Here is a 23654-nt window from a genome sequence, read left to right as displayed (position 1 = left end):
GTGGCGGCGCTGGTCTCGGGCGATCCGTTCTGGTGCGGCGCGGGGGGCGGCATCGCCGCCGTGCTGGAGCGCCACGAATGGCGCACCCTGCCCGCGCCGGGGGTGCTGTCGCTGGCCGCCGCACGCCTTGGCTGGCGGCTGGAGGAGGTGGTGACCCTGGGCCTGCATGCCGCGCCCTTCGCGCGTCTGCGCCCGCATCTGGTGCGCGGCTGCCGGATCATCGCGACGCTGCGCGACGGCGACGCGCCCACCGCGCTGGCCGATTGGCTGGTCGCCGCGGGCGCGGGGGCCGCGCGGCTGACGGTGCTGGAGCGTCTTGGCGGGCCATCGGAACAGGTGCGCACCACCCGCGCCGACGGGTTCGCGCTGACCTGCGCGGCGCCGATGGCGGTGGCCATCGACGGGGCGGACCTGCCACGCGGCTTCGGCCTGCCTGCGGTGCCGGGGCGGGCGGATGCGCTCTTCACCCATGACGGGCAGATCACCAAATCGCCCATCCGCGCGCTGACCCTGGCGGCCCTGGCCCCGCGCGCGGGAGAGGTGCTGTGGGATATCGGCGGCGGTTCGGGATCGGTCGCGATGGAATGGGCGCTGGCCGGGGCGCGCGCCGTGACCATCGAGCCGCGCGCCGACCGCATCGCCACCATCCGCGCCAATCTGGACGCCTTCGGTCTGGGCGGGCGGGTCACGGTGATCGAAGGGTCGGCCCCCGAGGCGCTGCCGCCCGGAACGCCGGATGCGGTCTTTGTCGGCGGCGGCGCGTCGCAGGCGCTGCTGGAGGCGCTGTGGGCCCGCCTGCCCTCCGGCGCGCGGCTGGTCGCCAATGCCGTGACGCTGGAGACGGAATCGCTGTTGACCCGCTGGCATGCCGATCACGGCGGCCGACTGCTGCGCATCGACATCGCCGAGGCCGCCCCCCTGGGCCGGATGCGCGGCTGGACCCCCGCCCGCCCGATCGTGCAATGGAGCGTCACATGCGCATCGCCGGAATAGGCTGCCGCCCCGGCACCCCCCTGCCCGCCCTGCTGGCCGCGCTGGAGGCCGCGGGCGGTGCTGACGCGCTGGCCACCATTCCCGAACGCGCGCCCGAACTGCGTCCGCTGGCCCATGCGCGCGACCTGCCGCTGCATCTGGTCGCCGTGGCGGGCATCGCCACGCCCACGCAATCCGTCCGCATCCTGGCCGCCTTCGACACCGGATCGGTGGCCGAGGCCGCCGCCATTGGGGCGGGCGGCCGCCTGACCCATCCGCGCCGGACCTTCGGTCCCGTCACCATCGCCATCGCAGAGGTTCCATGACCGTCCATTTCATCGGCGCAGGCCCCGGCGCGCCCGACCTGATCACCCTGCGCGGCCGCGACCTGATCGCGGCCTGCCCTGTCTGCCTCTACGCCGGGTCCCTGGTGCCTGCCGCGCTGTTGTCCTACTGCCCGCCCGGCGCGCGGATCGTGAACACCGCGCCCCTGTCGCTGGACCGGATCATGGAGGAGATCGCCACGGCCCATGCGGCGGGCCAGGACGTGGCGCGGCTGCATTCGGGCGATCTGTCGGTCTGGTCCGCGATGGGGGAACAGATCCGCCGGTTGCGGACGCTGGACATCCCCTTCGACGTGACGCCGGGCGTGCCCAGCTTTGCCGCCGCCGCCGCCGCGCTGCACACCGAACTGACCCTGCCGGGCCTTGCGCAATCCGTGGTGCTGACCCGCACGCCGGGGCGCGCCTCGACCATGCCCGAGGGCGAGTCGCTGGCGGCCTTTGCCACGACCGGGGCGACGCTGGCGATCCACCTGTCGATCCACGCGCTGGACCGGGTGGTGGCCGATCTGACCCCGCATTACGGCCCCAACTGCCCGGTGGCGGTGGTCTGGCGAGCCAGCTGGCCGGACCAGCGGGTGATCCGCGCGACGCTGGCCACCGTGGACGCGCAGGGCATCGACCGGACCGCGCTGATCCTGGTCGGGCCCGCGCTGGCGGGCGAGGGGTTCGAAGACAGCCGTCTTTACGCCACCGATTACGACCGCCGCTATCGCCCCGTGGGCAACGCTCCGAGGTTTCCGGAATGACGCGCCCCCTGACGCCGGGCCTGATGATCTCGGCCCCCGCATCGGGGACCGGCAAGACGATGCTGATGCTGGGCCTGTTGACCGCCTTGCGCAGGCGCGGGCTGGTGGTGCAGCCCTTCAAGTCGGGGCCGGATTACATCGATCCGGGGTTCCACCTGGCGGCCTCGGGGCGGGCCAGCTTCAACCTGGATGCCTGGGCGATGGAGCCGGGGCGGCTGATCGCCCATGCGACCGGCCAGCCGCCCGCCGATCTGGTCCTGGCCGAGGGGTCGATGGGCCTGTTCGACGGGGTCGCGACGAAGGGGGAAACCGGCATCGGCTCCAGCGCCGAGATCGCCCAGATGATGGGCTGGCCGGTGGTGCTGATCCTGGATGTCAGCGGGCAGGCGCAATCGGCGGCGGCCACGGCGCGGGGCTTTGCCACGCTGCGCCCCGATCTGCCCTTTGCGGGGGTGGTGCTGAACCGCGTGGCCTCGCCGCGCCATGACCGGCTGATCCGCGAGGGGATGGATCAGGCCGGCATCCGCGTGCTGGGCAGCCTGCCGCGGCAGGGCAACATCACCCTGCCCGAGCGCCATCTGGGCCTGATCCAGGCCGAGGAGACGGCGGGCCTGCAAGCGATCCTGGACCATGCGGGCGATTTTATCGCGGCGCATTGCGACCTGGAGGCGATCATCGCAGCCGCCGCCCATCGCGCCCTGCCCGAGGCGCCCGCACCCCGACCGCTGACGCCCCCCGGCGGGCGGATCGCGCTGGCCCGCGATGCGGCCTTCAGCTTCGTCTATCCGCATGTGCTGGAGGCGTGGCGGCGGGCGGGGGCCACGATCCTGCCCTTCTCTCCGCTGGCGGATGAGGGGCCAGATGACAGCGCCGACTGCTGCTGGCTGCCGGGCGGCTACCCGGAGTTGCACGCGCCCCGACTGGCTGCCTGCGCCGGGTTCCGCACGGCCATGCACCGCTTTGCCGCGACGCGGCCGGTGCATGGGGAATGCGGGGGATACATGGCGCTTGGGGCCGGTCTGGTGGATGCCGATGGAAAACGGCACCCGATGTTGGGGCTGCTGGGGCTGGAGACCAGCTATGCCAAGCGCCGGATGCATCTGGGATACCGCCGCGCCGATCCGCTGACCGCCCTGCCGGGACTGGGTCGCACGGCGCTGCGGGGGCATGAATTCCACTATGCCTCGATCCTGTCCCAGCCCGATGCGCCCCTGGCGCGCGTGACCGACGCGACCGGCGCCGCGGTGGAGGAAACCGGCAGCCACCGGACGATGTCCGGGGGCGGGCATGTGACCGGCACGTTCTTTCACCTGATCGCCCCGGCCGCGACTTGACGCAGGCCCTGCGATCCCGTCTATCTGACCGTCTGAATGGTGCCCGTCAGGCGTGAAACGCCGGGCTTCATCGGGAACGGGGAAGGGTGGACCCAATCGCGGCACCCGAAGCCCCGGCCGCCCCCGCGACTGTATGCGGAGAGCGCGCGTCACCCATGCCACTGGAGCGATCCGGGAAGGCCGACGCCGCGCCCGGACCCGCAAGCCAGGAAACCGGCCATGTCAGGCAACCCCATGCCGTCGGGTGGACGGCCACAGGAGGATGACATGCATATCGAAGAGGGCGTCGTCACCGGCGCCAAGCTGATACTGGGCTATGCCACGGCCGCCACGGCCGGGCTTTACGCGCTGAGGCTGGCGGCCCAGGCCCTGCGCGCGCAGGGCGGGGCGTCGCTGGCGGCGCGCGGGGCGCTGGCGACGGCCGCGACCTTCGTGTTCTTCCAGGTCCTGCCCACCGCGCCCGTGGGCGTGTCCGAGGTGCACCTGATCCTGGGATCGACGCTGTTCCTGATCCTGGGCGCGGCGCCGGCGGCGATCGGGCTGGCCCTGGGCCTGCTGATCCAGGGACTGTTCTTCGCGCCGTTCGATCTGCCGCAATACGGGATGAACGTGACCACGCTGCTGGTGCCGCTGTTCGCGCTGCAGGCGGTGGCGGGGCGGGTGATCGCGCCGGGAACGGCCTATGTGGACCTGCGCTATGGCCAGGCGCTGGCGCTGTCGGCGACCTATCAGGGGGGCATCGTGGCCTGGGTCGCGTTCTGGGCGTTCTATGGTCAGGGCGCCGGTGCGACGGCGGGGGTCCTGTCCTTCGGCGCGGCCTATCTGCTGGTCATCGTGGTCGAGCCGCTGGTCGATCTGGCCGTGCTGGCGGGCGCCAAGGCGGCGCGCGGCCTGCGCGGCAGCGGGCTGGTGACGCCCCGGCTCTACGCATGATCGATCTGGTGCTGATCGGGGCCGGCACGGGCCATCCCGACCACCTGACCCTGCAGGGCGTCCGCGCCCTGCAGGAGGCCGATCTGGTCGTGATCCCCCGCAAGGGGGCGGGGAAGGAGGATCTGGCCCATCTGCGCCGCGCGATGCTGGACCGCCACCGCCCCGGCGGCGCCGTGGCCGAGATCGACCTGCCGGTGCGCGATGCAAACCTGCCCTATCTGGAGGCCGTCGACCGATGGCATGATGCCATCGCGCAAACCTGGGCGGGGGCCGTCGCGGCGGCGCTGCCGCAGGGCGGGACGGTGGCGATGCTGGTCTGGGGCGACCCGTCGCTCTATGACAGCAGCCTGCGCATTGCCGCGCGTCTGGACTGGCGCGCACGGGTGATCCCGGGAATCACCGCGATCCAGGCCCTGTGCGCGGCCCATGCCATTCCGCTGAACGCCCTGGGATCCGAGGTGCGGATCACCACCGGGCGGCGGCTGCGCGACGCGGGCTTTCCCGGCGACGCCGACCGGGTCGTGGTGATGCTGGACGGCACCTGCGCCTTTGCGACGCTGCCCCCGAAGGGCCTGCAGATCTGGTGGGGCGCCTATCTGGGCATGCCCGAACAACTGCTGGAGGCGGGCCCCTTGACCGAGGCCGGACCACGGATCGAGGTGGCGCGCGCCGCCGCCCGGGCGGCGCATGGCTGGATCATGGATTGCTATCTGCTTGCCCGCGACGATGCAGCGTGACCGGCCCGCGGGACGTCAGGATGTCAGGCGGGTCGCGTCGTTGATCGTGCAGTCCCATGTCAGCCCGCCGTTCCGACCGGATGCGGGAAGCCCATGCCCCTCCAGCCACTTGACCTGACCGTCAGGCAGACGAATGCGCCAGCGATGGTGCCATGGGATCATTCCGGCGGCAGAGTTTCCGAACGATGCGCGGGCCAGCGGGTAATCCTCGACCATGCAGAAGGCGAAGACATCGCCGAACCGCGCCATGTATTCGGCGGCCGGGATGCCCCAGATCTGCTGCGTCTCCGCGGTCGCGGCGTCGATCGTCTCGGTCCCGTCGGGGGCATGGTGATAGGTCAGGACCGCGCTGGTCGGCTGTGGCAGGGCCGAGGCGCCGCCCGGTTCCTGACCGATGGCGGTCCGCATCCGTTCGGACAGGACCATCGTCTTGATCTGGGTCGAGACACCTTCCGCAAAGGCCTGCAGCACCTCGACATTGGCCGACGTCCAGTCCCGCGGCCTGCTTTCGGCCACGCAGAGGGCGGCGATGGCCCTGCCCGTCTCGTCCTTGACCGGCACGCCCAGATAGGCGACCACGCCGAACCTGCCGATGGCAAGATGCCCGCTGAACCGCGGATCGATCCGGGCATCCGCGATGACCAGCGGCGCGGAATTCGCGACGACGATCCGACAGAAGGAATAGGCAAGCGACGTGACGCGATCCTCCTCCGCGGTCAGCATCAGGCCCGCCTCGGCCTTGAAGAACTGGCGGTCGTTCGCCTCGTCGATGATCGTCAGCAGGCTGGCTTGGCAGGAGAATATCCGCCGCGCCTGCTCGACGACGCGGTCGAAGACCGGCGTCCGCGTCGGACGCAGCACGCCGTTTTCGTAGAGACGGATCAGGCCCGAATCGGTCGGCGGAACGTCCATGCCGGACAAGTCCCGTCGCGGGGTGCCATCTGTGGCGGCGGATCCGGCGCCAGGGTCACCCGCACGTTTCCAGTTCAAGGTCATGACCGAATTCTTTCGATACCCGGACTGCGACGGCAATGACCGCCGCGGCCAGGGATAAGGCATGGGTCCGCGGGGCGATCCGCGGATATGGGGGATTTGAGCAAAATCAAGGTTACACACTGTAAGGTTTAGTTTGATGCGAAATCACTGTGCCCGATACTTCTTAATACACCTTTAAGATGTGCTTTTTGCTTAGTCTGCAAAACTTCGGATCGGCGTTCTCGAATTTTGGAGCATATGAACCATCATGACACAGGAAATTTTTCCGACGATCTTAGCCGTCATTGCCCTTTCGGCGACCGTGCCCCTGGCGCAGACGGTGACGACGGACAGCTTTGACGTCCGGATCACCATCGTCGCCGAATGCGAGATCACCTCGACCGAGACGCTGGATTTCGGGACCCAGGGCGTGCTTGGCACGGATGTCGATGCCACGGCCACGATGGAGGTCACCTGCACCGACACCACCCCCTATGACATCGGCCTGAACGAGGGGCTGGGCGCCGGGGCCACGACCAGCGTGCGCCAGATGACGTCGGGCGGAGAGACGATCGCCTATGCCCTGTTCCAGGACGCCGGGCGGGTGACGAACTGGAGCAATGCCGTGGGCGCGGACACCCAGCCGGCGACGGGGACGGGCGACGCGCAATCCTTCACGGTCTTCGGCCGGGTCCTGGCACAGGCGACGCCTGCCCCCGGAACCTATACCGATACCGTCACGGTGACCGTCACCTACTGAAAGGCCAGACCATGCGTGGATTTCTTGCAGGCGGCCTTCTGGCCGTATTGATGTCGCTTGGCCTGGCGGTGGGGGCCGCGGCGCAGGGGTTGAGGGTCTCTCCGGTGCTGCTGGAGGTTCCGGCGCCCGGGGCGGCGACCACCCTGACCCTGCGCAACGACGGCAGCCAGCCGATCACCGTCCAGTCGCGCGTCTTCCGCTGGCTGCAGCCCGGTGCCCAGGACAGCCTGGAACGCAGCGCGGATGTCGTGGTCAGCCCGCCCGCGATCCAGCTTGCACCCGGCGCGACGCAGACGATCCGCGTCGTCCGAGTCGCGCGCACCGCGGTCAGCGGAGAGGAGGCCTATCGCGTCGTCCTGAACGAGATCCCGGACCAGTCGCGCACACAGGCGGGCGCCGTGGCCTTTGCCACCGAACTGCGCATCCCGGTGTTCTTTACCGATGCCGGGGTACGGTCCGCCGATGTCCGCTGGTCGCTGCGCCGATCGGGGGGCGCGACCCATCTGGTGGCCCAGAACACCGGCGACAGCCGCCTTCGTATCGCCGACGTCACGCTGAGCGCGCCGAACGGCGCCACGGTGCGCCATCCCGGCCTGCTGGGATACGTGCTGGGCGGATCGTCGATGGAATGGCCGATTGCGCCGGCGGGGCAGCTGGGCGGTTCGGCGCGGCTGACGGCCGCGACCAACCTGGGGGCGCTGGACGTCGATGTCCCCATGCGCTGAGCGCATCGGCCGAGGGTGGCTGGTCATGACCGTCCTTGCGTCGCTGTGCTGCGGACCGGCGGGGGCCCAGGACATCCCGCCACCCGAGGCGGGGCAGGACCTGTACCTGGAGGTGTTCGTGAACGGCCAGCCCAGGAACCTGATCGCCAGGTTCACCGAAGTGGGCGACGGCGTCCTCAGCGCGGATGCCGAGGACCTGCGCACCAGCGGCATCCTGGCCGGTGATGCCGTGACCGGAGAGGTCAGGCTGGACCAGATCCCCGGCCTTGGCTGGCGCCTGGTCGCGCCCGACCAGACGATCCGCTTCATCGTCCCGCCCGACATCGCAGCGCCCCACGAACTTGACGCCGGTACCCCGGCAGAGGACACCCCGCCCGGCGAAGATGCCGGACCCGCGGTCGATCAGGGCTATGGCGTGGTGCTGAACTATGGGCTGAACGTCGAGACCTGGCGCGGCGATGCGGGGGCCGGCGGCCAGCTGGTCTCGGGCAGCGTCGACGGGCGGCTGTTCATGCCCCTGGGGGTGCTGAACCACGCATTCGTCGTCGCGCCGGACGGGGACGGATCGCATCGGTACCGACGGCTGGAGACCAGCTGGCGCAGTTCGTTCCCCGGGCGCGCGATGCAGGTCCAGGTCGGGGACATCGCGTCACGCGGTCCCTCCTGGGCCAGGCCGGTCCGCATGGGCGGCGCGATGGTCGAGCGCAATTTCGGCCTGCAGCCCGATCTGGTCACGATCCCGCTGGCCGGGTTCGAGGGCAGCGCCGCCCTGCCCTCGACGGTCGAGGTCTTCTCGGATTCGATCCGGGCCTATTCCGCCGAGGTGCCCGCCGGTCCGTTCAGCATCCGCGACCTGCCCTTGACCGGGGGGTCGGGGGTGGCGCGCGTCGTCGTGCGCGACGTGACGGGCCGCGAGACGCAGGTCGATCTGCCCTTCCTGATGTCGGACCTGCTGCTGAAACCGGGGCTTGCCGATTTCGCGCTGTCCGTGGGGCGGCCCAGGCTGGGCATCGGCACGCCAGGCGATCGCTATGGCGACGACATCTTCGGCGTGGGCACGCTGCGCTATGGCGTGACCGACGCGCTGACCCTGTCGGCCCATGCCGAAGGGGGGCGCGGCCTGCAGATGGCGGGCGCGGGTGCGGTGGTCCGGATCGGCCATCTGGGCACGGCCAGCCTTGGCCTGGCCGGCAGCCGGTCCGACAGGGGCAGCGGCGTGCTGCTGGATCTGTCGACCAGCCTGTCGATCAGGTCCGCCGCCCTGTCAGGCCGCCTGATGCGGACCCAGGGGCGGTTCGATGACGTCGCCGCCGTGTCGGCCACCCCGCGGGGCGCGCGCACTGACCGATACGACTTTCCCCGCCAGATCGCCCAGGTCAGCCTGTCGATGCCGCTGGACAGCCGGATCGGCAGCGGCGCCAGCCTGTTTCTTTCCGACATCCGTGCGCCCGACGCGGTTGCCCGCGAAACTGCCCTGGGCCTGTCCTTCAGCCGGAGGCTGTGGGGCGACAGCAGCGTGACGCTGAGCGCGACATCGCTGCGCGGATCGCGGCGCGACACGACCGCGGGGGTCCAGCTGCAGATCCCCCTGGGAACCCGGCATTATGCCGGGATGCAGTCCGAACGCCGCCAGGGCGGATGGCGTCACTATGCGCAGATCAGCGGTCAAAGCGCGGGCGACATTCCGCGCTGGAACTGGCGGGTGCAGGCGGACCAGGGGGACGGGCGCTCGAGCCGGGCCGATGCGGGATACGAGAACCAGCTGGGCCGCGTCGAGGTCGCGGCGCGCAGCCAGTCGGGCGCCCAGGCCGTGGGCCTGCGGGTCGACGGAGCGATCGTCGCGTCGGGCGGTGGCGTCTTTCTGTCGCGCCCGGTCCAGGACGCCTTTGCCGTCGTCGATGCCGGCGCCCCCGGGGTCGAGGTCAGCGCCGAAAATCGCACCGTCGGCCGCACCGGGCGGTCGGGCCGCATCCTGGTCCCCGACCTGCGCGCCTACGAGGGCAACGCGATCTCCATCGACCCGCTTGGGCTGCCGCTGGATGCGGCCGCCGATGCCACGCAGCGGGTCGTCCGCCCGGCCCACCGGTCGGGGGCGACGGTCACCTTCGGCGTGCAGACCAGCACGCGCGAGGCGCTGATCGGGCTGGTCGACGGCCAGGGCCAGCCGCTGGAGGTCGGGGGACGGGTGGTGCTGAACGATGATGGCGGCGACAACCTGGTCGGATTTGACGGAGAGACGTTCCTGTCCGGCATGCAGGAGACCAACGTGATCGCGGTGACCTATCCCGACGGGCGGCGCTGTCGCGCCGAGGTCGCCTATGTCGACGAACCCGGCGTCCTGACCCATCTGCAGAAGGTGCCCTGCCTATGACCCCTGCCCCCTTCCGGCGTGCCATCCTGCTGTTCCTGATCGCAGGTCTGCTGACCCTTGGATTGGCCGTGCCGGCCCGGGCGCAAAGCTGCACCTTCTCGGCCAGCAACATCGTGCTGGGGCCCGTCGATGTCCTGGGCAGCAGCCCGACCACCGCTACGGGCAACATCGCGGTCAACTGCTCGACCTTCTTGGGGCTGCTGAACTCGATCACGGTGACGATCGAACTGGGCGACGGTTCGGCGGGCCTGTTCGGCAGCCTGCGCCGCCTTGGGGGGCCGTCGGGCAGCAGCCTGGCCTATGACCTGTACCAGAACCCGACCCACACGACGATCTTCGGAGGAAGTCAGGGAACGCATGGCGGGCAGCCCGTGGTCCTGACGGGCAGCTCGGTCCTGTCGCTGCTGACGACGACGGGCATGAACGTGCCGGTCTATGCCCGCGTCCCCGGCGCGCAGAACGCGGCCGTTCCGGGTGCATACAGCGCGACATTTTCGCGTCAGTCGCTGGATGTCCGCGCCACGACCGAGACATGCCGGCCGCCGCTTCTGGGGGGATGCGACACGCGCGTGACGGGCTTCACCTTTGGCGTGCAGGCCCAGGTCCGCCCGAACTGCCGCGTCGTCGCCGACGATCTGGACTTTGGCCAGCATGGCCTGCTGGACCGGCCGGTCGATGCGACCAGCCAGGTGCGCGTGACCTGCACCGCGGGAACCAGCTACAGCCTGGGGCTGGGTCACGGGCTGCAGGCGGCGGGGATCAGCGGCCGGCAGATGCGCGATCTGGCGGGACATCGCGTGGGCTATCAGCTGTATCGCGACGCAGCCCGGACACAGCCATGGGGGCTGATCGCGGACGGCCTGGCCACGACGGATGCGGGGACCGGGGTCTCGCGCGCCGTGACGGTCCATGGCCGCGTGCCCCCGCAGCCGACGCCCCCGCCCGGTGCCTATTCCGATACCGTCGTGGTCACGGTCACCTATTGATCTGTCCAAGGATCGGGCAGCGGCGAAAATTGGCTGATCCGGGCTGGCATGATGCAACCAAAGGATGAACGATGCAGTTTACCTGCGCCGACCGACAGTGCCCAGCCTTTGCGAAGACGGACATGCCATGCCGCGAATGATCCTGACCGATCCCGACACGCTGCAGCCGCGGGCTATCGATTTCGACCGCGACACGGACTTTGAAACGCACGAAACGGTGGGTGGCCTGACCTCGCTGACGGTGCTGCATCGCAACCGCGCGACCACCTATCGGGTGGTCGAGACGGTCACGCAGATCCAGCTGCTGCGCAACGTCGCGCTGCGCTGACGCCTGTGAGCCGCGGCCGCCGCGACGCTAGTGGCGCGGCATTCCGGCGGGACGGGCGGCGCGTTTCTGCGCGGCGATGCGGAACGGGGCATTGGGCGCGCCATAGCCCGCATAGTTGCCCTGTCGCTGGACGATCTCAAGGAAGAAGCCGTCGGCGCGCGGTTCGCTGTACAGCTGGAAGAACTGTCCGCCCTCATCCTCGTCATACATGATCGATGCCGCCTGCATCCTGTCGACGAAGCCCTGATCAAGCCCGAACCGCGCCTGGATGTCGTCATAGTAGTTGGCGCCGATCCGCAGCGTGGCGAAACCGCGTTCCGCCAAGGCGGCGGCGGTGGCGAACAGGTCGTCGCTGGCAAAGGCCACATGCTGGACCGAGGCGCCGAAGCTGTCCTCGATGAACCGGCCGGCCAGGGTATGGCGCGCATCGGCCCCGTTCAGCGTCACCCGCAGCCCGCCCGACCGGACCGCCCGGCTGCGCACCAGCCCGTCGGGGTCCACGACATCGACCATGGGCGCCTTCTGCGCGTCGAAGATCGACGTGTAGAACAGCGACCAGCTGAGCATCTCGTCATAGGCCATGGTCTGGCCGATGTGGTCGATCCCGGTGATCCCGGCCCCGGCCTGCGCGGGCGTCGCGCGGAAATCGACCTGCCAGATGCCTGCCAAGTCCGACGTGGCATCCAGCAGGCGGATCACGTTGCCGCTGACGCCCCGGATCGCGGGAATCGCCAGCTGTCCCGGCGGCGTCTCCTGGACCAGCGGCCGCGCCAGAAGCGCGGTCGCGCGCTGATACGCGGCGCGGGCATCGGGGACCATCAGCGCGATTTCCGACACGGTCGTCCCGTGGGTCACGTACGCGCTGTGGGCAAAGCCCGAGGGGTCGGAATTGACCAGAACGTTCACGCCGCCCTGACGCCAGACCGTCACGGGCTTGGAGACATGCCGCCCCCCTGCCGCAAAGCCAAGGCTGGACAGCAGCGTCTCCAGCGTGGGGGCCTCGGCCGCGCTGGTGGCGAATTCGATGTATTCGATCCGCTCGACCGGGGCCGGGGCGGGAAAGCGCGGCAGGTCGGGGGCGGCGGCCGGTTCGACACGCCGCACCTGATCCATCAGCGCGATCAGGCTGCGATGCCCGTCCTTGGCCACCATGCGCGGCAGGCCCGACCGGAACTGGTCGTTGAAGATCTCAAGGCTCAGCGGTCCGGCATAGCCCGTCGCCGCGACCGCCTGCATGAAGCTGGTCACGTCCAGATCACCCTCGCCCGGCATGTTGCGATAATGCCGCGACCAGTACAGCAGGTCCATGTCGATGGCCGGCGCATCGGCCAGCTGCACAAAGAAGATCCGGTCGCCCGGAATGGCCCGGATGGAGGCCGGGTCGATCCGGCGCGCCAGCGTGTGGAAACTGTCCAGAATCAGGCCGACATTCGGGTGGTCGGCGCGGCGCACCACCTCCCAGGCGTCGCGGTGGTCGTTCACGAAGCGGCCCCAGCACAGCGCCTCGAAGCCCACGCGGATGCCGTGGCGGGCCGCCAGATCGCCCAGGTCGCGGAAATCGCGCGCCATGCGGTCGATGCCGCCGATGGCCGCCGGATGGACGGTCGAACAGACCAGCATCAGGTCGGTGCCCAGCTGGTTCATCAAGTCGAACTTGCGTTCGGCCCGGGCCAGTGCGCGGCTGCGATGCGGTTCGGGCAGGCCCTCGAAGTCGCGGAAAGGCTGGAACAGCGTGATCTCCAGCCCGTGGTCGCGGACCATGCGCCCGACCTCGGCCGGGGTGAAGTCCGAGGCCAGGAAATCCTGCTCGAAGATCTCGATGCCGTCGAACCCGGCCTCGGCGATGGCGGCCAGCTTGGCGGTCAGGCTGCCCGACAGCGACACGGTGGCGATCGAGGTCTTCATCGCGCGTCCCGCCCGGCCGCCAGATCGTCGCGCAGGCGCGCCTCGTCCAAGGGCAGGCCGGTGAAGATGGCCCAGGCATCCACGCCCTGCCCCACGAACAGCTCGTATCCCGAGATGACGTCCAGACCCGCCGCCCCCGCATCGCGCAGGAACGGCGTGTCGACCGGGGTATAGACCGCGTCGAAGACCCACTCCGCCCCCATCATCAGATCGGCGGGCAAGGGCGTGCCGCCATAGCCGACCATGCCGACGGGGGTGCAGTTGATCAGCCCCTGCGCGCCGGGCGCCAGCGCCGCCGCATCGGTGCCGGTCCGCACGACCAGCCCCGGCGCGGCGCGGCGCAGCGCATCGGCCAGGCCGTCGGCCTTGGCCGCGTCGCGATCGGCCAGCCGGATCTCGGTTGCGCCCAAGGCGATCAGGCCGAAGGCCACCGCGCGCCCCACACCGCCCGCGCCGATCATCAGCACGGCCCCCGGCGCCCGTTCGCCCCGCACCCGCCGATAGGCCGCGACAAAGCCGGAATAGTCGGTGTTGAAGCCGCGCGGCCCCTCCGGGTCGAACAGCACCGTGTTGCAGGCCCCGATCGCCCTGACCAGCGGATCGTCGATGCGCAGCCGCCCCGCCACGACCTCCTTGTAGGGGTAGGTGACGTTGATGCCGCGATAGCCCCCCGCCGCGCAGCGGGCGAACAGGGCGTCGAAGTCCAGCCCCTCGACCGCGGGGATCAGGCTGTCATAGCGCACCCGGCGCCCGTTCTGCAGGCCTGCCAGACGATGCAGGCGGGGCGACTGCGAGGCCGCGATGTTGTCGCCGATCAGGCCCAGCAGGATCGTGTCGGTCATGGTCAGGTCTCTCATTGCTCAGGCCTTGCGGGCGCGCCGCCGGGCCCACCACGGCGTGTTGGTGACAAGGATCATCACGACCGCCAGGAACAGGCACAGCGACAGCGGGCTGGTGAAGATGCCCATCATCATCGCGCCGAAATCCTCGCGCTCGCTGATGATGGCCCGGCGCCAGTTGTCGTCCAGAAGCCGCGACAGGATCACCCCCAGGATGATGGGCGCCAGCGGATAGCCGTAGAGGCGCATGAAATAGCCCAGCACGCCGAAGCCCAGCATCCAGTAGACATCCGTCAGGCTGTTGTTGACCGCATAGGCGCCGACGATCGACAGCACCATGATGACCGGCAGCAGGACCGTACGCGGCAGTTCGACGATGCGTACGAACAGGCGGATCCCGGTCAGGCCGAAGATCAGCATGAACACGTTGGCCAGCGCCAGCGAGCTGACGATGAACCAGAACATGTCGGGCTGTTCGATCATCAGCATCGGGCCGGGGTTCAGGCCGTGGATGAACAGCGCGCCGATCATGATCGCGGTGACCGCGTCGCCCGGGATGCCAAGCGTCACCATGGGGATGAACGCCCCGCCCACGGCGGCGTTGTTGGCGGTCTCGGGGGCGACCAGCCCTTCGATGGCGCCCTTGCCGAAAGGGGTCTCGGGGTTGCGAGTGACGCGCTTGGCATGGTCATAGGCCATCAGCGCGGCGATGTCGCCGCCGGTGCCCGGCAGGGCCCCCACGACCGTGCCGATGGTCGAGGTCTGCAGGCCAAGCGGCAGGTGCCGACGCACCTTGGACCAGCTGGGGATGATGCCGGTGATCTTCTGGCGCACGGCCGGGGTGTGGATGCTGTGCAGCTGGATCAGCGCCTCGGACACGCCGAAAAGGCCGATCATCACCGCCACGAACGAGATCCCGCCCCGCAGTTCCGAGATGCCGAAGACGAACCGGTCCTGGATGGTCAGCGGGTCCATGCCCACCGCGCCCACGCCGATGCCCAGGGCGCCCGCGAAGATGCCCTTGACCAGGCTGTCGCCCGACAGCGATCCGACCAGCAGGATGCCCATGATCGCCAGCAGCATGAAGTCGCGCGGCTGGAACCCGATGGCGAAATCCGACAGCAGCGGTGCAAAGGCGCCCAGGGCGAAGATGCCGATGAAGCCGCCGATGAACGAGACGACCGTGACGATGCCGATCGCCTCTCCGGCGCGGCCCTGCTGGGCCATGGGAAATCCGTCCAGCGCGGTGGCGATGGCCGATGGTGCGCCGGGGATGTTCAGCAGGATCGCGGTGCGCGACCCGCCATAGACGCCGCCCATGTAGATGCCGATCATCAGCGCCAGCGCCGGATAGACCTCCCATGAAAAGGTGAACGAGATCAGGATCGACACGGCCATCGTCACCGACAGGCCGGGGATCGCGCCGACATAGATGCCCGCGAAGGTCCCCACGGCGATCAGCATCAGCAGGTCAAGATTGACGATCGGGATCAGCAGGTTCGACAGGATGTCCATGATGCGCCCTCAGAACAGCGACGTGATGGCAGAGACGATGCGTCCCTCGGGGATGATGCCCTGGGGCATCAGGACGGCGAAGATCAGGCGGAAGATGATCCAGATCACGAAGACGGTGCCCACCGACACGGCCAGGCAGAAGCCCCATCCGCGCCGCGACAGAAAGCGGATCATCACCAGCAGGAACAGCACCGAGGTCGGCAGGAAGCCAAGCGGCCGCAGCAGCACCGCATAGGCGGCGATCATCGCGATGGTCACGATCACGATCAGCGGCAGGATGTCGGCGGCCATGGTCTGCCCGCCGCCCGTGCCCTTGCGCAGCGTCTGGACTAGGATGATGATCGCGCAGACCGCCATGATCGCGGTGGTGGCCATCGGCACCGCGCCGGGGGCCGAAAGCGCCTCGAAGCCCGAGATGCCGTAGGCGGAATAGAGCAGGCCGAAGCTGGCCAGCATGACGGCGATGTTGAAGACAAGTTCGCCCGGACGACGTTTGGGGGTCGGTTCCATGGATGGGTCCCTCCGTCGGACCTGTGACTTGCGCGGACCTTGGGATGCCGCCCCGGTCAGACGGGGCGGCGATGATCGGGACGGATCAGGGACGGCTGATGCCGAAATCCTCGGGCGAGTTCTTGGCGATCTCGGCGTCGTACAGGATCCAGGCGGTCTGGCTCTGCCAGCCGTCCAGGAACTCCTGGGCTTCGGCGCCGGTCAGCGACAGCATGCGGAAGCCGCGTCCCTCCATCATCGACAGGAAGTCGGCGTTCTGCGTGGCCTGGCCATAGGCGTCGGTCAGCTTGGCCACGATGTCGTCGGGGGTGCCCGCCTTGACGAAGATGCCGAAGAACGGACCCCAGGGCAGCAGGTCGGCGAATTCCGGGTTCGTGTCGGTGATCGCCGGGACGTCGGGCAACTGCGGCACGCCCTCTGTGTCGAAGATCGCGATGGCCTTGAGGTTGCCGGCCCGCACCGGCTCCAGCGCGGCGCCCAGCACGGCGGGCATCACGTCGATCGCCCCGCCCTGCAGCGCGGTCAGCGCCGGGCCGTCGCCGTCATAGGGCACGGCGGTCACCTCGATCGGGGTCTTGTCGTTGATCATCGCCGTGACCACAGACGGCAGGCCGCCCGGCCCGGTCGAACCGAAACGGACCTCTCCCGGGTTCTCGTTGATATAGGCGATCATCTCGGGGAAGGTGTCGAAGGGCGCATCGGGCTGGGCGACCAGGATGGGGATGCCGCGCGCGATGACGTTTATCGGCACGAAGTCCGAATAGTCCTTCTCTCCCAGGCCCATGACCTTGTAGAGCAGCGGGTTCTCGGCCCCGAACAGCAGGGTATAGCCGTCGGCATCCGCGCGGTCGGCCTGGTTCAGGCCGATGGCCCCGACCCCGCCGGTCACGTTCTGCAGGATCACCTTGGCGCCCAGGATCTCCTCGGCATGCGGCGTCACAGAACGGCTGACCGTGTCGGTCGACCCGCCGGCACCCCACTGGATGATGCCCTGGATGTCGCGTTCGGGGTATTCGGCCATCGCAGGCATCGCCAGACCCAGCACCACGGCCGCGCCGTAAACAAAATGTCGCATCGTTCCTCCCTCAGATCAGCGCCCATCCTCCTGGGCCGTCGCCCATGCATCTCAGATCGCAGGGCTAACCGCAAATACCGATTGAACGCGGAACGTAACCTGACGTTAATCGGCTGGCTGGTCCCACCTCTCGCGTGCCCGCGCCCGGCCCAGTTCGCGGCGGAACAGGGTCACGGTCTGTTCGGCAAAGCTGGACAGCTGGCGCCCCCGTTTCTGCACCGACCAGGCGGTGATCGTCGCGGGCTCGACAAGCGGCCGGCGGACCAGCCCGGCCATGTACACCTCGGCCACCGAGAATTCGTCGATGACCGCGACGCCCAGGCCGTGGCGCACCAGGCTGACGATGGTCTGGGCGAACCGCCCGCGCATCGCGTGACGCGGGGTCAGGCCGGCATCGTCGAAGGGCCGCGCCAGGGTCTTGCCATAGGGGTCGGACGGATCGACGCCGATGAACGGATACTGGACCAAATCGTGGATCGACACGGCCAGCTTCCGCGCCAGCACGTGCCCTTCGGGCATGATGGCCACGATCCGGCCCTCGCCGATGGGGGTGCACTGGATGCCGGGATTGTCCAAGTGCGACGACATGATCACCACCTCGCCCTTTTCCAGCAGCAGATAGTCCAGCGTCTCCTCGATCTTGAGGATGTCCAGGTCGATGTCCAGATCGGGGAACCGCTGCCGCAGCCCGCGGATGACCCGCGCCGCGATGAATTGCGCGATCGAGGGCGCGGATGCGAAGGACAGCGTGAACTGGTGCCCCTTCTGAAGCGCGCTGACCGCGACGTTCAGGTTGTCCATCTGGCGGTGAACCTGCTCCAGCATGGCAAAGATCGCATGCGCCTCGGTCGCGGGGACGAAGATCCCGGCCTTGCGTTCGAACAGCCGGATGCCAAGGCCGCTTTCGGTATGCTTGATTAGCCGGCTGATCCCGGGTGCGGACACGTTCAGCAGATCGGCGGCACCTTGGATCGTGCCGGCGATCATAACGGCGCGCACGACCTCGACCTGGCGCAGGGTAAGCTCTCTCATCGCTTATGCTTCGGGCGGAAAGGCGCGCATTGCAAGGTTCCGATCGCGCCCCGCGCCGGTCGCCCTCACTGCTGCAGTGATACGCTGATGGTGCCGTCAGCCTCCAGGATGACGAAGCGGACCTCGGCGATGTCGCGCGCCCCGGCCGACCGGACGACGCCCATGATCTCGTCCTCGGTCAGCCGCTGCTGGGTCATCGTGGCGCTGCAGAACCGGCCGTCGCGGGCCAGCAGGCTCGGCTCGGACCGGATCAGCCGGGCAAAGGTGGCGGAATGGACCGACCCATAGGTGACGATGAACTGCAGCAGCAGAAGAAGGCCGATCGCCGTGGCCCCTTCGGCCAGCGCGATGGATTCCTGCAGCAGGATGCTGGCCAGGATCGAGCCCAGGGCGACCGTCACCACGAAGTCAAAGGCGTTCAGCTTGGCAAGGCTGCGCTTGCCGGCGATGCGCAGAAAAGCCACCAGCACGACATAGGCCAAGGTGCCGACAAGCAGCGTCCGCACGATGCCTTCCCAGCCCTGAAAGAACATTGCGCCCCAATCCATCCGATCCCCTCCATCATCACGTTGCAGGGTCCAACGTGGCGGGAACGGATCGGTTCGCCTTAGGCCCATGCCCATCGAACATCGGCCAGGGCCATGTGAACCCGGCAGGCCTGTCGGGGCGTTGTCCCGATGTCCCGTCCGAAACCCAAAGGCAGCATATCCATGACCCGTCATTCGTCCGCACAGGACCCCGAAAGCCTCGATCGGTTCGTCGCCGCGCAGGACCGCGCCTATGCCGTCGCGCTGTCCGAACTAGAGCGGGGCCGCAAGGAAAGCCACTGGATGTGGTTCATCTTTCCGCAGCTGCGCGGATTGGGACAGTCGGCGATGTCCCACCTGTACGGCATAGCGGACCGCGAAGAGGCACGGCGGTACCTGGCGCACCCGCTGCTTGGTCCGCGCCTGGTCGCCTGCGCGCAGGCCGTTCTGACCCATGACGACCGGTCGGCCGACGCGATCTTTGGCACCATAGACGCGGACAAGCTGCGGTCGTCGGCCACGCTGTTCGCCGCCGATGGCCCCGCAGTCTTCACGACGATTCTTGACACCTTCTTCGACGGTCGGCCCTGCCCCGTGACAGCGCGGCGGCTGCACGCCTAGTCACGCGACCGCCTGACCCGACGGGTGCAACAGGTGCAGGATGAAGACGCGCATGTTGGTCCGGGCGGCCTCGATGTCGGACGATCCGGGGTTCCAGCGGGCCAGATCGCCCAACAGCATCTTGCTGGCCACCCCATAGGCAAAGGTGTGCGCGACAGAAACGAAGGTCACCAGATCCTGGTCCTGCGCGATCAGCCCGGATGCCTGCGCCCGCTGCAGCAGCCTGATCATCAATTCGTGGATCGACGCCTCATATCGCATCAGGCGTTCATTGCCCTCGAAATTGCCGGCGGGCATCGACCCGACGATCCGGAACTCGCGGGGATGGCGATGCGCCCATTCGACATAACCGTTCGCGATGGCCAGGAACTGCGCGACCGGATCGTCGCGGCGGGCGGCCGCGACACAGTCGATCAGCGTCTGGTTCAGCACCATCATCGCGCTTTCGGCCATCGCGACCAGCAGATGCTGAATGCTGGGAAACAGCTGGTCGATCCGGTCCCGGCACACGCCCATGTGGTCGGCGATCTCCTGGATCGACGGGACCGCGCCGTTGCGCGCCGCAAGCTCTGTCAGCGCCTCAATGGCGTTCGCATAGACGTTGCCACGCAGGGTCGTCCCGGTCATCGCAGCCTCTGTGTCCTGTCCGTCATCGCAGCATCGCGAACCGCATTTTGTCTGCGCAACTGCAAGCAGAGTTGGCCGCATTTCGCAAGAGGCGGCAGCGGCATTCGCGACACCTGACTACCCGCCACCGACAGGACATCGACCCGCGGCGGGCGTCCGTCACACGCCGACGAATTCGCGCACGAAGGCGGTGGCAGGGCGGGTGCGGATGTCCTGGGGCTTTCCGATCTGCTCGATCCGGCCCATGGACATGACGACGACCAGATCGGCCAGCGCCATCGCCTCGTCCTGGTCATGCGTGACGAAGATGGTGGTCAGCCCGGTCTCGTCATGGATGTCGCGCAGACCCTGGCGCAGCTCCTTGCGGACCTTGGCGTCCAGCGCGCCGAAGGGCTCGTCCAGAAGCAGCATGCGCGGCTCGATCGCCAGGGCGCGGGCCAGGGCCACACGCTGGCGCTGCCCGCCCGACAGCTGGGTCGGATAGCGGTCGGCGATCTGGGGCAGCTGGATCAGGTCCAGCAGCTTCAGCACCCGCCGCTCGATCTCGCCCTTGGGGGGGCGGCTGGCGCGGGGCCGGGCGCGCAGGCCATAGGCGATGTTCTCGAACACCGTCATGTGGCGAAACAGGGCATAGGACTGGAACACGAAGCCCGCGCGCCGGTCCTGGACGGTCATGCCGGTGGCGTCCTGGCCGTTGAACAGCACCCGCCCTGAGGTCGGGAATTCCAGCCCGCCCAGGATGCGCAAGAGCGTGGTCTTGCCCGAACCCGACGGCCCCAGAAGCGCCACCAGCGCGCCCGAGGGGATGGACAGCGACATCGGATGCAACGCGGTGGTGGTCCCGAATTCCTTGGCGATCTCGTCGATCTGGATATGCATGGGTTGTCCTTCCCTAATGGCGGCGGGTGGCCGACAACGCGTCGGCATGGCGCAGTTCCAGCGCGGTCTTGAGCATCAGCGTCAGCAGCGCGAACCCCGTCAGCAGCGCCGCCATGGAAAAGGCCGCGACCGACAGGTATTCGTTGTAGAACATCTCGATGGTGATCGGCATGGTCGCGGTCTGGCCGCGGATCTTGCCCGAGACGACGGCCACGGCGCCGAACTCGCCCATCGCGCGGGCGGTGCAGAGCAGCGTGCCATAGAGGAGCGCCCACCGGATGTTGGGCAGCGTCACCGTGCGAAACACCCGCCAGCCCAATGCGCCAAGCGTCAGCGCGGCCTCCTCCTCGGCGCGGCCCTGCTCGATCATCACGGGGATCAGCTCGCGCGCGACGAAGGGAAAGGTCACGAAGACCGTGGCCAGCACGATGCCCGGCACCGCAAAGACGATCGGGTATCCGCTGGCCACCAGCCAGCCGCCGATGGCCGAATTCGCCCCGAACAGCAGCACGATGCACAGGCCCGCCACGACCGGGCTGACGCTGAATGGCAGGTCGATGAGGGTGATCAGGAAGGCCTTGCCGCGAAAGTCGAACTTGGTGACGAACCAGGCGGCGGCGATGCCGAAGACCGCATTCAGCGGCACGGCGATTGCGGTGATCAGCAGGGTCAGGCGGATCGCGGATTGCGCGTCCCGGCTGGCCAGGCTTGCGACCGCGGCAGCCCAGCCCCGCGACAGGGCCTCGGCAAAGACGATGACCAGCGGGGCGCCGACAAGCAGGGCCAGGCCCCCCACCGCGACGGCGATCATTGCCCACCGGGCGGCGGGTGATTCCTCGGTCGCGCGGCGGAAGGGGTGGGTGGCGTCAGACATGACCGATCCTCCGGCGTGACCAGATCTGGATGAGGTTGATCGCCAGCAGCATGGCGAAGCTGATGGCCAGCATCGCCAGGCCGATGGCGGCGGCGGCACCGTAGTTGTACTCCTCCAGCTGGATCACGATCAGCAGGGGGGCGATCTCGGTGCGCAGCGGGATGTTGCCGGCGATGAAGATGACCGACCCGTATTCGCCGACCGCACGCGCCAGCGACAGCGCGAACCCGGTCAGCGCCGCGGGCATCAGCATCGGTGCGATCACGTGGCGCAGGGTGTGCCAGCGCGACGCGCCGAGCGTGGCGGAGGCCTCCTCGACCTCGGTCTCGATCTCCTCGATCACCGGCTGGACGGTGCGGGTGACGAAGGGCAGTCCTACGAAGACCAAGGCCAGCCAGATGCCCCATTGCGTATAGGCGATACGCCAGCCCAGATCACCGGCCAGGCTGCCAAGCACTCCGTTCGGCGCGTAAAGCGCGGTCAACGCGATGCCCGCCACCGCGGTGGGCAGTGCGAAGGGCAGATCCACCGCCGCATCGATGATGCGCCGCCCCGGAAAGCGATAGCGCACCAGAACCCAGGCCAGGATCACCCCGAAGATCAGGTTGAAGCAGGCCGCCAGGAAGGACAGCCGGAAGGACAGCCACAGCGCCGCCCAGACCCGCTCGCGGTTGATCGTGTCCCAGACGGCCGCCGGGCCGAAGGCCGCGCCCTGCCACAGCAGCGCGCCGATGGGCAGGAACACCACCAGCGTCAGCATGAACAGGGTGATCCCGGCCGACAGGCCGAGACCGGGCATCGCCGTGCGGCTGATGAGGGGTCGGCCGCTCATTTCGCCACATAGATCTGGTCGAAGATGCCGCCATCGCCGAAATGCTCGGGCTGCAGCTTGGCCCAACCGCCCAGGTCGTCGATGGTGACCAGCTCCAGCTTGGGGAAGCGGGCGACATCCGCGGGGTCGGCGGCGCTGGCGTCCCACGCGCGGTAATAGTGCTTGAAGGCCAAGGCCTGCCCTTCCGGGGTGTAAAGATAATCCAGATAGGCGCTGGCCAGGTCACGCTGCGCGTCGTCCGCGATGTTGCCATCGACCAAGGCCACCGGCGGTTCGGCCAGGATCGACAGGCTGGGCACGACGATGTCGAACTGATCCTCGCCCAGTTCGGCCAGCGCCAGATAGGCCTCGTTCTCCCAAGCCAGCAGCACGTCGCCGATGCCGCGCTGTGCAAAGGTCGTGGTCGAGCCGCGCGCGCCGGTGTCCAGGACGGGCACGTTGGCAAAGATCTGGCCCACGAACTCGGCCGGATCGTGGCCGTTCTTCTGGGCCCAGGCCCAGGCCGCCAGATAGTTCCAGCGCGCCCCGCCGGACGTCTTGGGGTTGGGCGTGATCACCTCGACCCCCTCGGCGGTCAGGTCGCCCCAATCCTGGATGCCCTTGGGATTGCCGTCGCGCACCAGGAACACGATGGTCGAGGTATAGGGGCTGGAATTGTGCGGCAGGCGCGACTGCCAGTCGGCCGGCAGCTTTCCGGCGGCGGCGATCTGGTCGATGTCGCTGGCCAGCGCCAGCGTCACCACCTGCGCGTTCAGGCCGTCGATCACGGATCGTGCCTGCGCGCCCGACCCGCCGTGGCTGGTCTCGATGGTCGGGGCATCATGGCCCTGGGCCTGCCAATGGGCGGCAAAGGCCTGATTGATGTCGCGATAGAGCTCGCGCGTGGGGTCATAGCTGACGTTCAGCAGATCCTGCGCTTGGGCGGCGGGGGCCAGCAGCAGCAGCGACAGGATGGCGGGGCGGATGAACATGATGGTCCTCGTGATGGGATAGGTCAGATGCCGGTGGGCGTCAGGCGGCCGGTCGGCCACCAGCTAGGCGCGGTGCGCCGGGTCTGGGGGGCCGTGGCCGCGTCCGGGCCGGCGGTCTGCGCGGGGGTGCTGGATGCGATCGGGGTCATGGGCCGTCCTGTCCGGGTCAGCGGGCGCTGGCGGGCAGCGGCTGGATGCGGGCATCCCACAGGCGGGCGTCGCGCCCGGCCAGCAGT

General features: G+C 68.9%; 26 protein-coding genes and 1 riboswitch. Of the genes, 12 read left to right on the top strand and 14 right to left on the bottom strand.

Annotated elements, in window-relative coordinates; genetic code table 11:
* From cbiT to cobF, 6 genes are all read left to right on the top strand, one after another.
* Window positions 1–993 (top strand): precorrin-6Y C5,15-methyltransferase (decarboxylating) subunit CbiT (gene cbiT / locus TW83_RS09850; RefSeq protein ID WP_045982595.1); only part of this gene is annotated, 993 nt, incomplete at its 5' end.
* Window positions 975–1298: a cobalamin biosynthesis protein gene (locus tag TW83_RS09845; protein ID WP_045982594.1), complete on the top strand. Its 324-nt coding sequence runs from the start codon at window positions 975–977 to the stop codon at window positions 1296–1298. The genes cbiT and TW83_RS09845, both read left to right, overlap by 19 nt.
* Entirely contained in the window at window positions 1295–2062 is a 768-nt protein-coding gene (cobM, locus tag TW83_RS09840; protein WP_045982593.1) for a precorrin-4 C(11)-methyltransferase, read from the top strand. Before TW83_RS09845 ends, cobM begins: the two co-directional genes overlap by 4 nt.
* Entirely contained in the window at window positions 2059–3396 is a 1338-nt protein-coding gene (locus TW83_RS09835; RefSeq protein WP_045982592.1) for a cobyrinate a,c-diamide synthase, read from the top strand. The genes cobM and TW83_RS09835 overlap by 4 nt, the downstream gene beginning before the upstream one ends.
* Before the next feature lie 20 nt (window positions 3397–3416).
* A riboswitch (cobalamin riboswitch) is annotated at window positions 3417–3633 on the top strand.
* A 30-nt stretch (window positions 3634–3663) separates the two neighbouring features.
* The gene (locus TW83_RS09830; protein ID WP_045982591.1) at window positions 3664–4329 is read left to right on the top strand and encodes an energy-coupling factor ABC transporter permease; all 666 of its coding nucleotides are present in this window, start codon (window positions 3664–3666) and stop codon (window positions 4327–4329) included.
* Complete coding sequence (gene cobF / locus TW83_RS09825) at window positions 4326–5066, top strand: precorrin-6A synthase (deacetylating) (RefSeq protein ID WP_045982590.1); 741 nt, start codon at window positions 4326–4328, stop codon at window positions 5064–5066. The genes TW83_RS09830 and cobF overlap by 4 nt, the downstream gene beginning before the upstream one ends.
* A 15-nt stretch (window positions 5067–5081) precedes the next feature.
* Here the strand turns inward: cobF and TW83_RS19350 are convergent, their stop codons facing one another.
* The gene (locus TW83_RS19350; protein WP_162198036.1) at window positions 5082–5978 is read right to left on the bottom strand and encodes a GAF domain-containing protein; all 897 of its coding nucleotides are present in this window, start codon (window positions 5976–5978) and stop codon (window positions 5082–5084) included.
* A gap of 331 nt (window positions 5979–6309) precedes the next feature.
* On the opposite strand from TW83_RS19350, the gene TW83_RS09815 reads away from it, so the two are divergent.
* The 5 genes from TW83_RS09815 (at window position 6310) to TW83_RS09795 (ending at window position 11211) form a co-directional block, all read left to right on the top strand.
* Window positions 6310–6801 (top strand): spore coat U domain-containing protein, encoded by a 492-nt coding sequence (locus tag TW83_RS09815; protein WP_045982589.1) that lies wholly within the window; start codon window positions 6310–6312, stop codon window positions 6799–6801.
* Window positions 6802–6812: 11 nt separating this feature from the next.
* Window positions 6813–7526 (top strand): molecular chaperone, encoded by a 714-nt coding sequence (locus tag TW83_RS09810; protein ID WP_052714817.1) that lies wholly within the window; start codon window positions 6813–6815, stop codon window positions 7524–7526.
* A gap of 25 nt (window positions 7527–7551) precedes the next feature.
* Window positions 7552–9897: a fimbria/pilus outer membrane usher protein gene (locus tag TW83_RS09805; RefSeq protein WP_045982588.1), complete on the top strand. Its 2346-nt coding sequence runs from the start codon at window positions 7552–7554 to the stop codon at window positions 9895–9897.
* The gene (locus tag TW83_RS09800; protein WP_045982587.1) at window positions 9894–10883 is read left to right on the top strand and encodes a spore coat U domain-containing protein; all 990 of its coding nucleotides are present in this window, start codon (window positions 9894–9896) and stop codon (window positions 10881–10883) included. The genes TW83_RS09805 and TW83_RS09800 overlap by 4 nt, the downstream gene beginning before the upstream one ends.
* Before the next feature lie 127 nt (window positions 10884–11010).
* The gene (locus TW83_RS09795) at window positions 11011–11211 is read left to right on the top strand and encodes a hypothetical protein (protein WP_127897629.1); all 201 of its coding nucleotides are present in this window, start codon (window positions 11011–11013) and stop codon (window positions 11209–11211) included.
* A gap of 27 nt (window positions 11212–11238) precedes the next feature.
* On the opposite strand, the gene TW83_RS09790 is transcribed toward TW83_RS09795, so the two are convergent.
* The 7 genes from TW83_RS09790 to TW83_RS09760 form a co-directional block, all read right to left on the bottom strand.
* Window positions 11239–13116 (bottom strand): sugar phosphate isomerase/epimerase and 4-hydroxyphenylpyruvate domain-containing protein, encoded by a 1878-nt coding sequence (locus TW83_RS09790; RefSeq protein ID WP_045982585.1) that lies wholly within the window; start codon window positions 13114–13116, stop codon window positions 11239–11241.
* The gene (locus TW83_RS09785; RefSeq protein WP_157001490.1) at window positions 13113–13973 is read right to left on the bottom strand and encodes a shikimate dehydrogenase; all 861 of its coding nucleotides are present in this window, start codon (window positions 13971–13973) and stop codon (window positions 13113–13115) included. The genes TW83_RS09790 and TW83_RS09785 overlap by 4 nt, the downstream gene beginning before the upstream one ends.
* Before the next feature lie 3 nt (window positions 13974–13976).
* Entirely contained in the window at window positions 13977–15470 is a 1494-nt protein-coding gene (locus TW83_RS09780) for a tripartite tricarboxylate transporter permease (RefSeq protein WP_045982584.1), read from the bottom strand.
* A 9-nt stretch (window positions 15471–15479) separates the two neighbouring features.
* Window positions 15480–15980 (bottom strand): tripartite tricarboxylate transporter TctB family protein, encoded by a 501-nt coding sequence (locus TW83_RS09775; protein WP_045982583.1) that lies wholly within the window; start codon window positions 15978–15980, stop codon window positions 15480–15482.
* An 85-nt stretch (window positions 15981–16065) separates the two neighbouring features.
* Window positions 16066–17055, bottom strand: coding sequence for a tripartite tricarboxylate transporter substrate binding protein (locus TW83_RS09770; protein WP_045982582.1), 990 nt, complete (start codon window positions 17053–17055; stop codon window positions 16066–16068).
* Between the two features lie 105 nt (window positions 17056–17160).
* Entirely contained in the window at window positions 17161–18087 is a 927-nt protein-coding gene (locus TW83_RS09765) for a LysR family transcriptional regulator (RefSeq protein WP_045982581.1), read from the bottom strand.
* A gap of 65 nt (window positions 18088–18152) precedes the next feature.
* On the bottom strand, window positions 18153–18635 hold the full coding sequence (locus TW83_RS09760; RefSeq protein WP_052714816.1) for a YetF domain-containing protein: 483 nt from the start codon (window positions 18633–18635) through the stop codon (window positions 18153–18155).
* 162 nt (window positions 18636–18797) lie between these two features.
* Between TW83_RS09760 and TW83_RS09755 the strand changes: the two genes are divergently transcribed.
* Window positions 18798–19235 (top strand): DUF1810 domain-containing protein, encoded by a 438-nt coding sequence (locus TW83_RS09755; RefSeq protein ID WP_045982580.1) that lies wholly within the window; start codon window positions 18798–18800, stop codon window positions 19233–19235.
* Here the strand turns inward: TW83_RS09755 and TW83_RS19345 are convergent, their stop codons facing one another.
* The 6 genes from TW83_RS19345 to TW83_RS22245 form a co-directional block, all read right to left on the bottom strand.
* The gene (locus TW83_RS19345; RefSeq protein ID WP_052714815.1) at window positions 19236–19862 is read right to left on the bottom strand and encodes a TetR-like C-terminal domain-containing protein; all 627 of its coding nucleotides are present in this window, start codon (window positions 19860–19862) and stop codon (window positions 19236–19238) included.
* Window positions 19863–20021: 159 nt separating this feature from the next.
* Window positions 20022–20741 (bottom strand): sulfate ABC transporter ATP-binding protein, encoded by a 720-nt coding sequence (cysA, locus tag TW83_RS09745; RefSeq protein ID WP_052714814.1) that lies wholly within the window; start codon window positions 20739–20741, stop codon window positions 20022–20024.
* Window positions 20742–20754: 13 nt separating this feature from the next.
* Complete coding sequence (cysW, locus tag TW83_RS09740) at window positions 20755–21615, bottom strand: sulfate ABC transporter permease subunit CysW (RefSeq protein ID WP_045982579.1); 861 nt, start codon at window positions 21613–21615, stop codon at window positions 20755–20757.
* On the bottom strand, window positions 21608–22447 hold the full coding sequence (cysT, locus tag TW83_RS09735) for a sulfate ABC transporter permease subunit CysT (protein ID WP_045982578.1): 840 nt from the start codon (window positions 22445–22447) through the stop codon (window positions 21608–21610). The genes cysW and cysT overlap by 8 nt, the downstream gene beginning before the upstream one ends.
* A complete protein-coding gene (locus tag TW83_RS09730) occupies window positions 22444–23418 on the bottom strand; it encodes a sulfate ABC transporter substrate-binding protein (protein ID WP_045982577.1) in 975 nt (324 codons plus the stop codon). The genes cysT and TW83_RS09730 overlap by 4 nt, the downstream gene beginning before the upstream one ends.
* Window positions 23419–23441: 23 nt before the next feature.
* On the bottom strand, window positions 23442–23567 hold the full coding sequence (locus TW83_RS22245) for a hypothetical protein (RefSeq protein ID WP_255352780.1): 126 nt from the start codon (window positions 23565–23567) through the stop codon (window positions 23442–23444).
* Window positions 23568–23654 lie beyond the last annotated feature (87 nt).

It is taken from the genome of Paracoccus sp. S4493 (assembly GCF_000967735.1).
Lineage (GTDB): Bacteria > Pseudomonadota > Alphaproteobacteria > Rhodobacterales > Rhodobacteraceae > Paracoccus > Paracoccus marcusii.
This window is presented reverse-complemented; position numbering and strand designations above follow the sequence as displayed.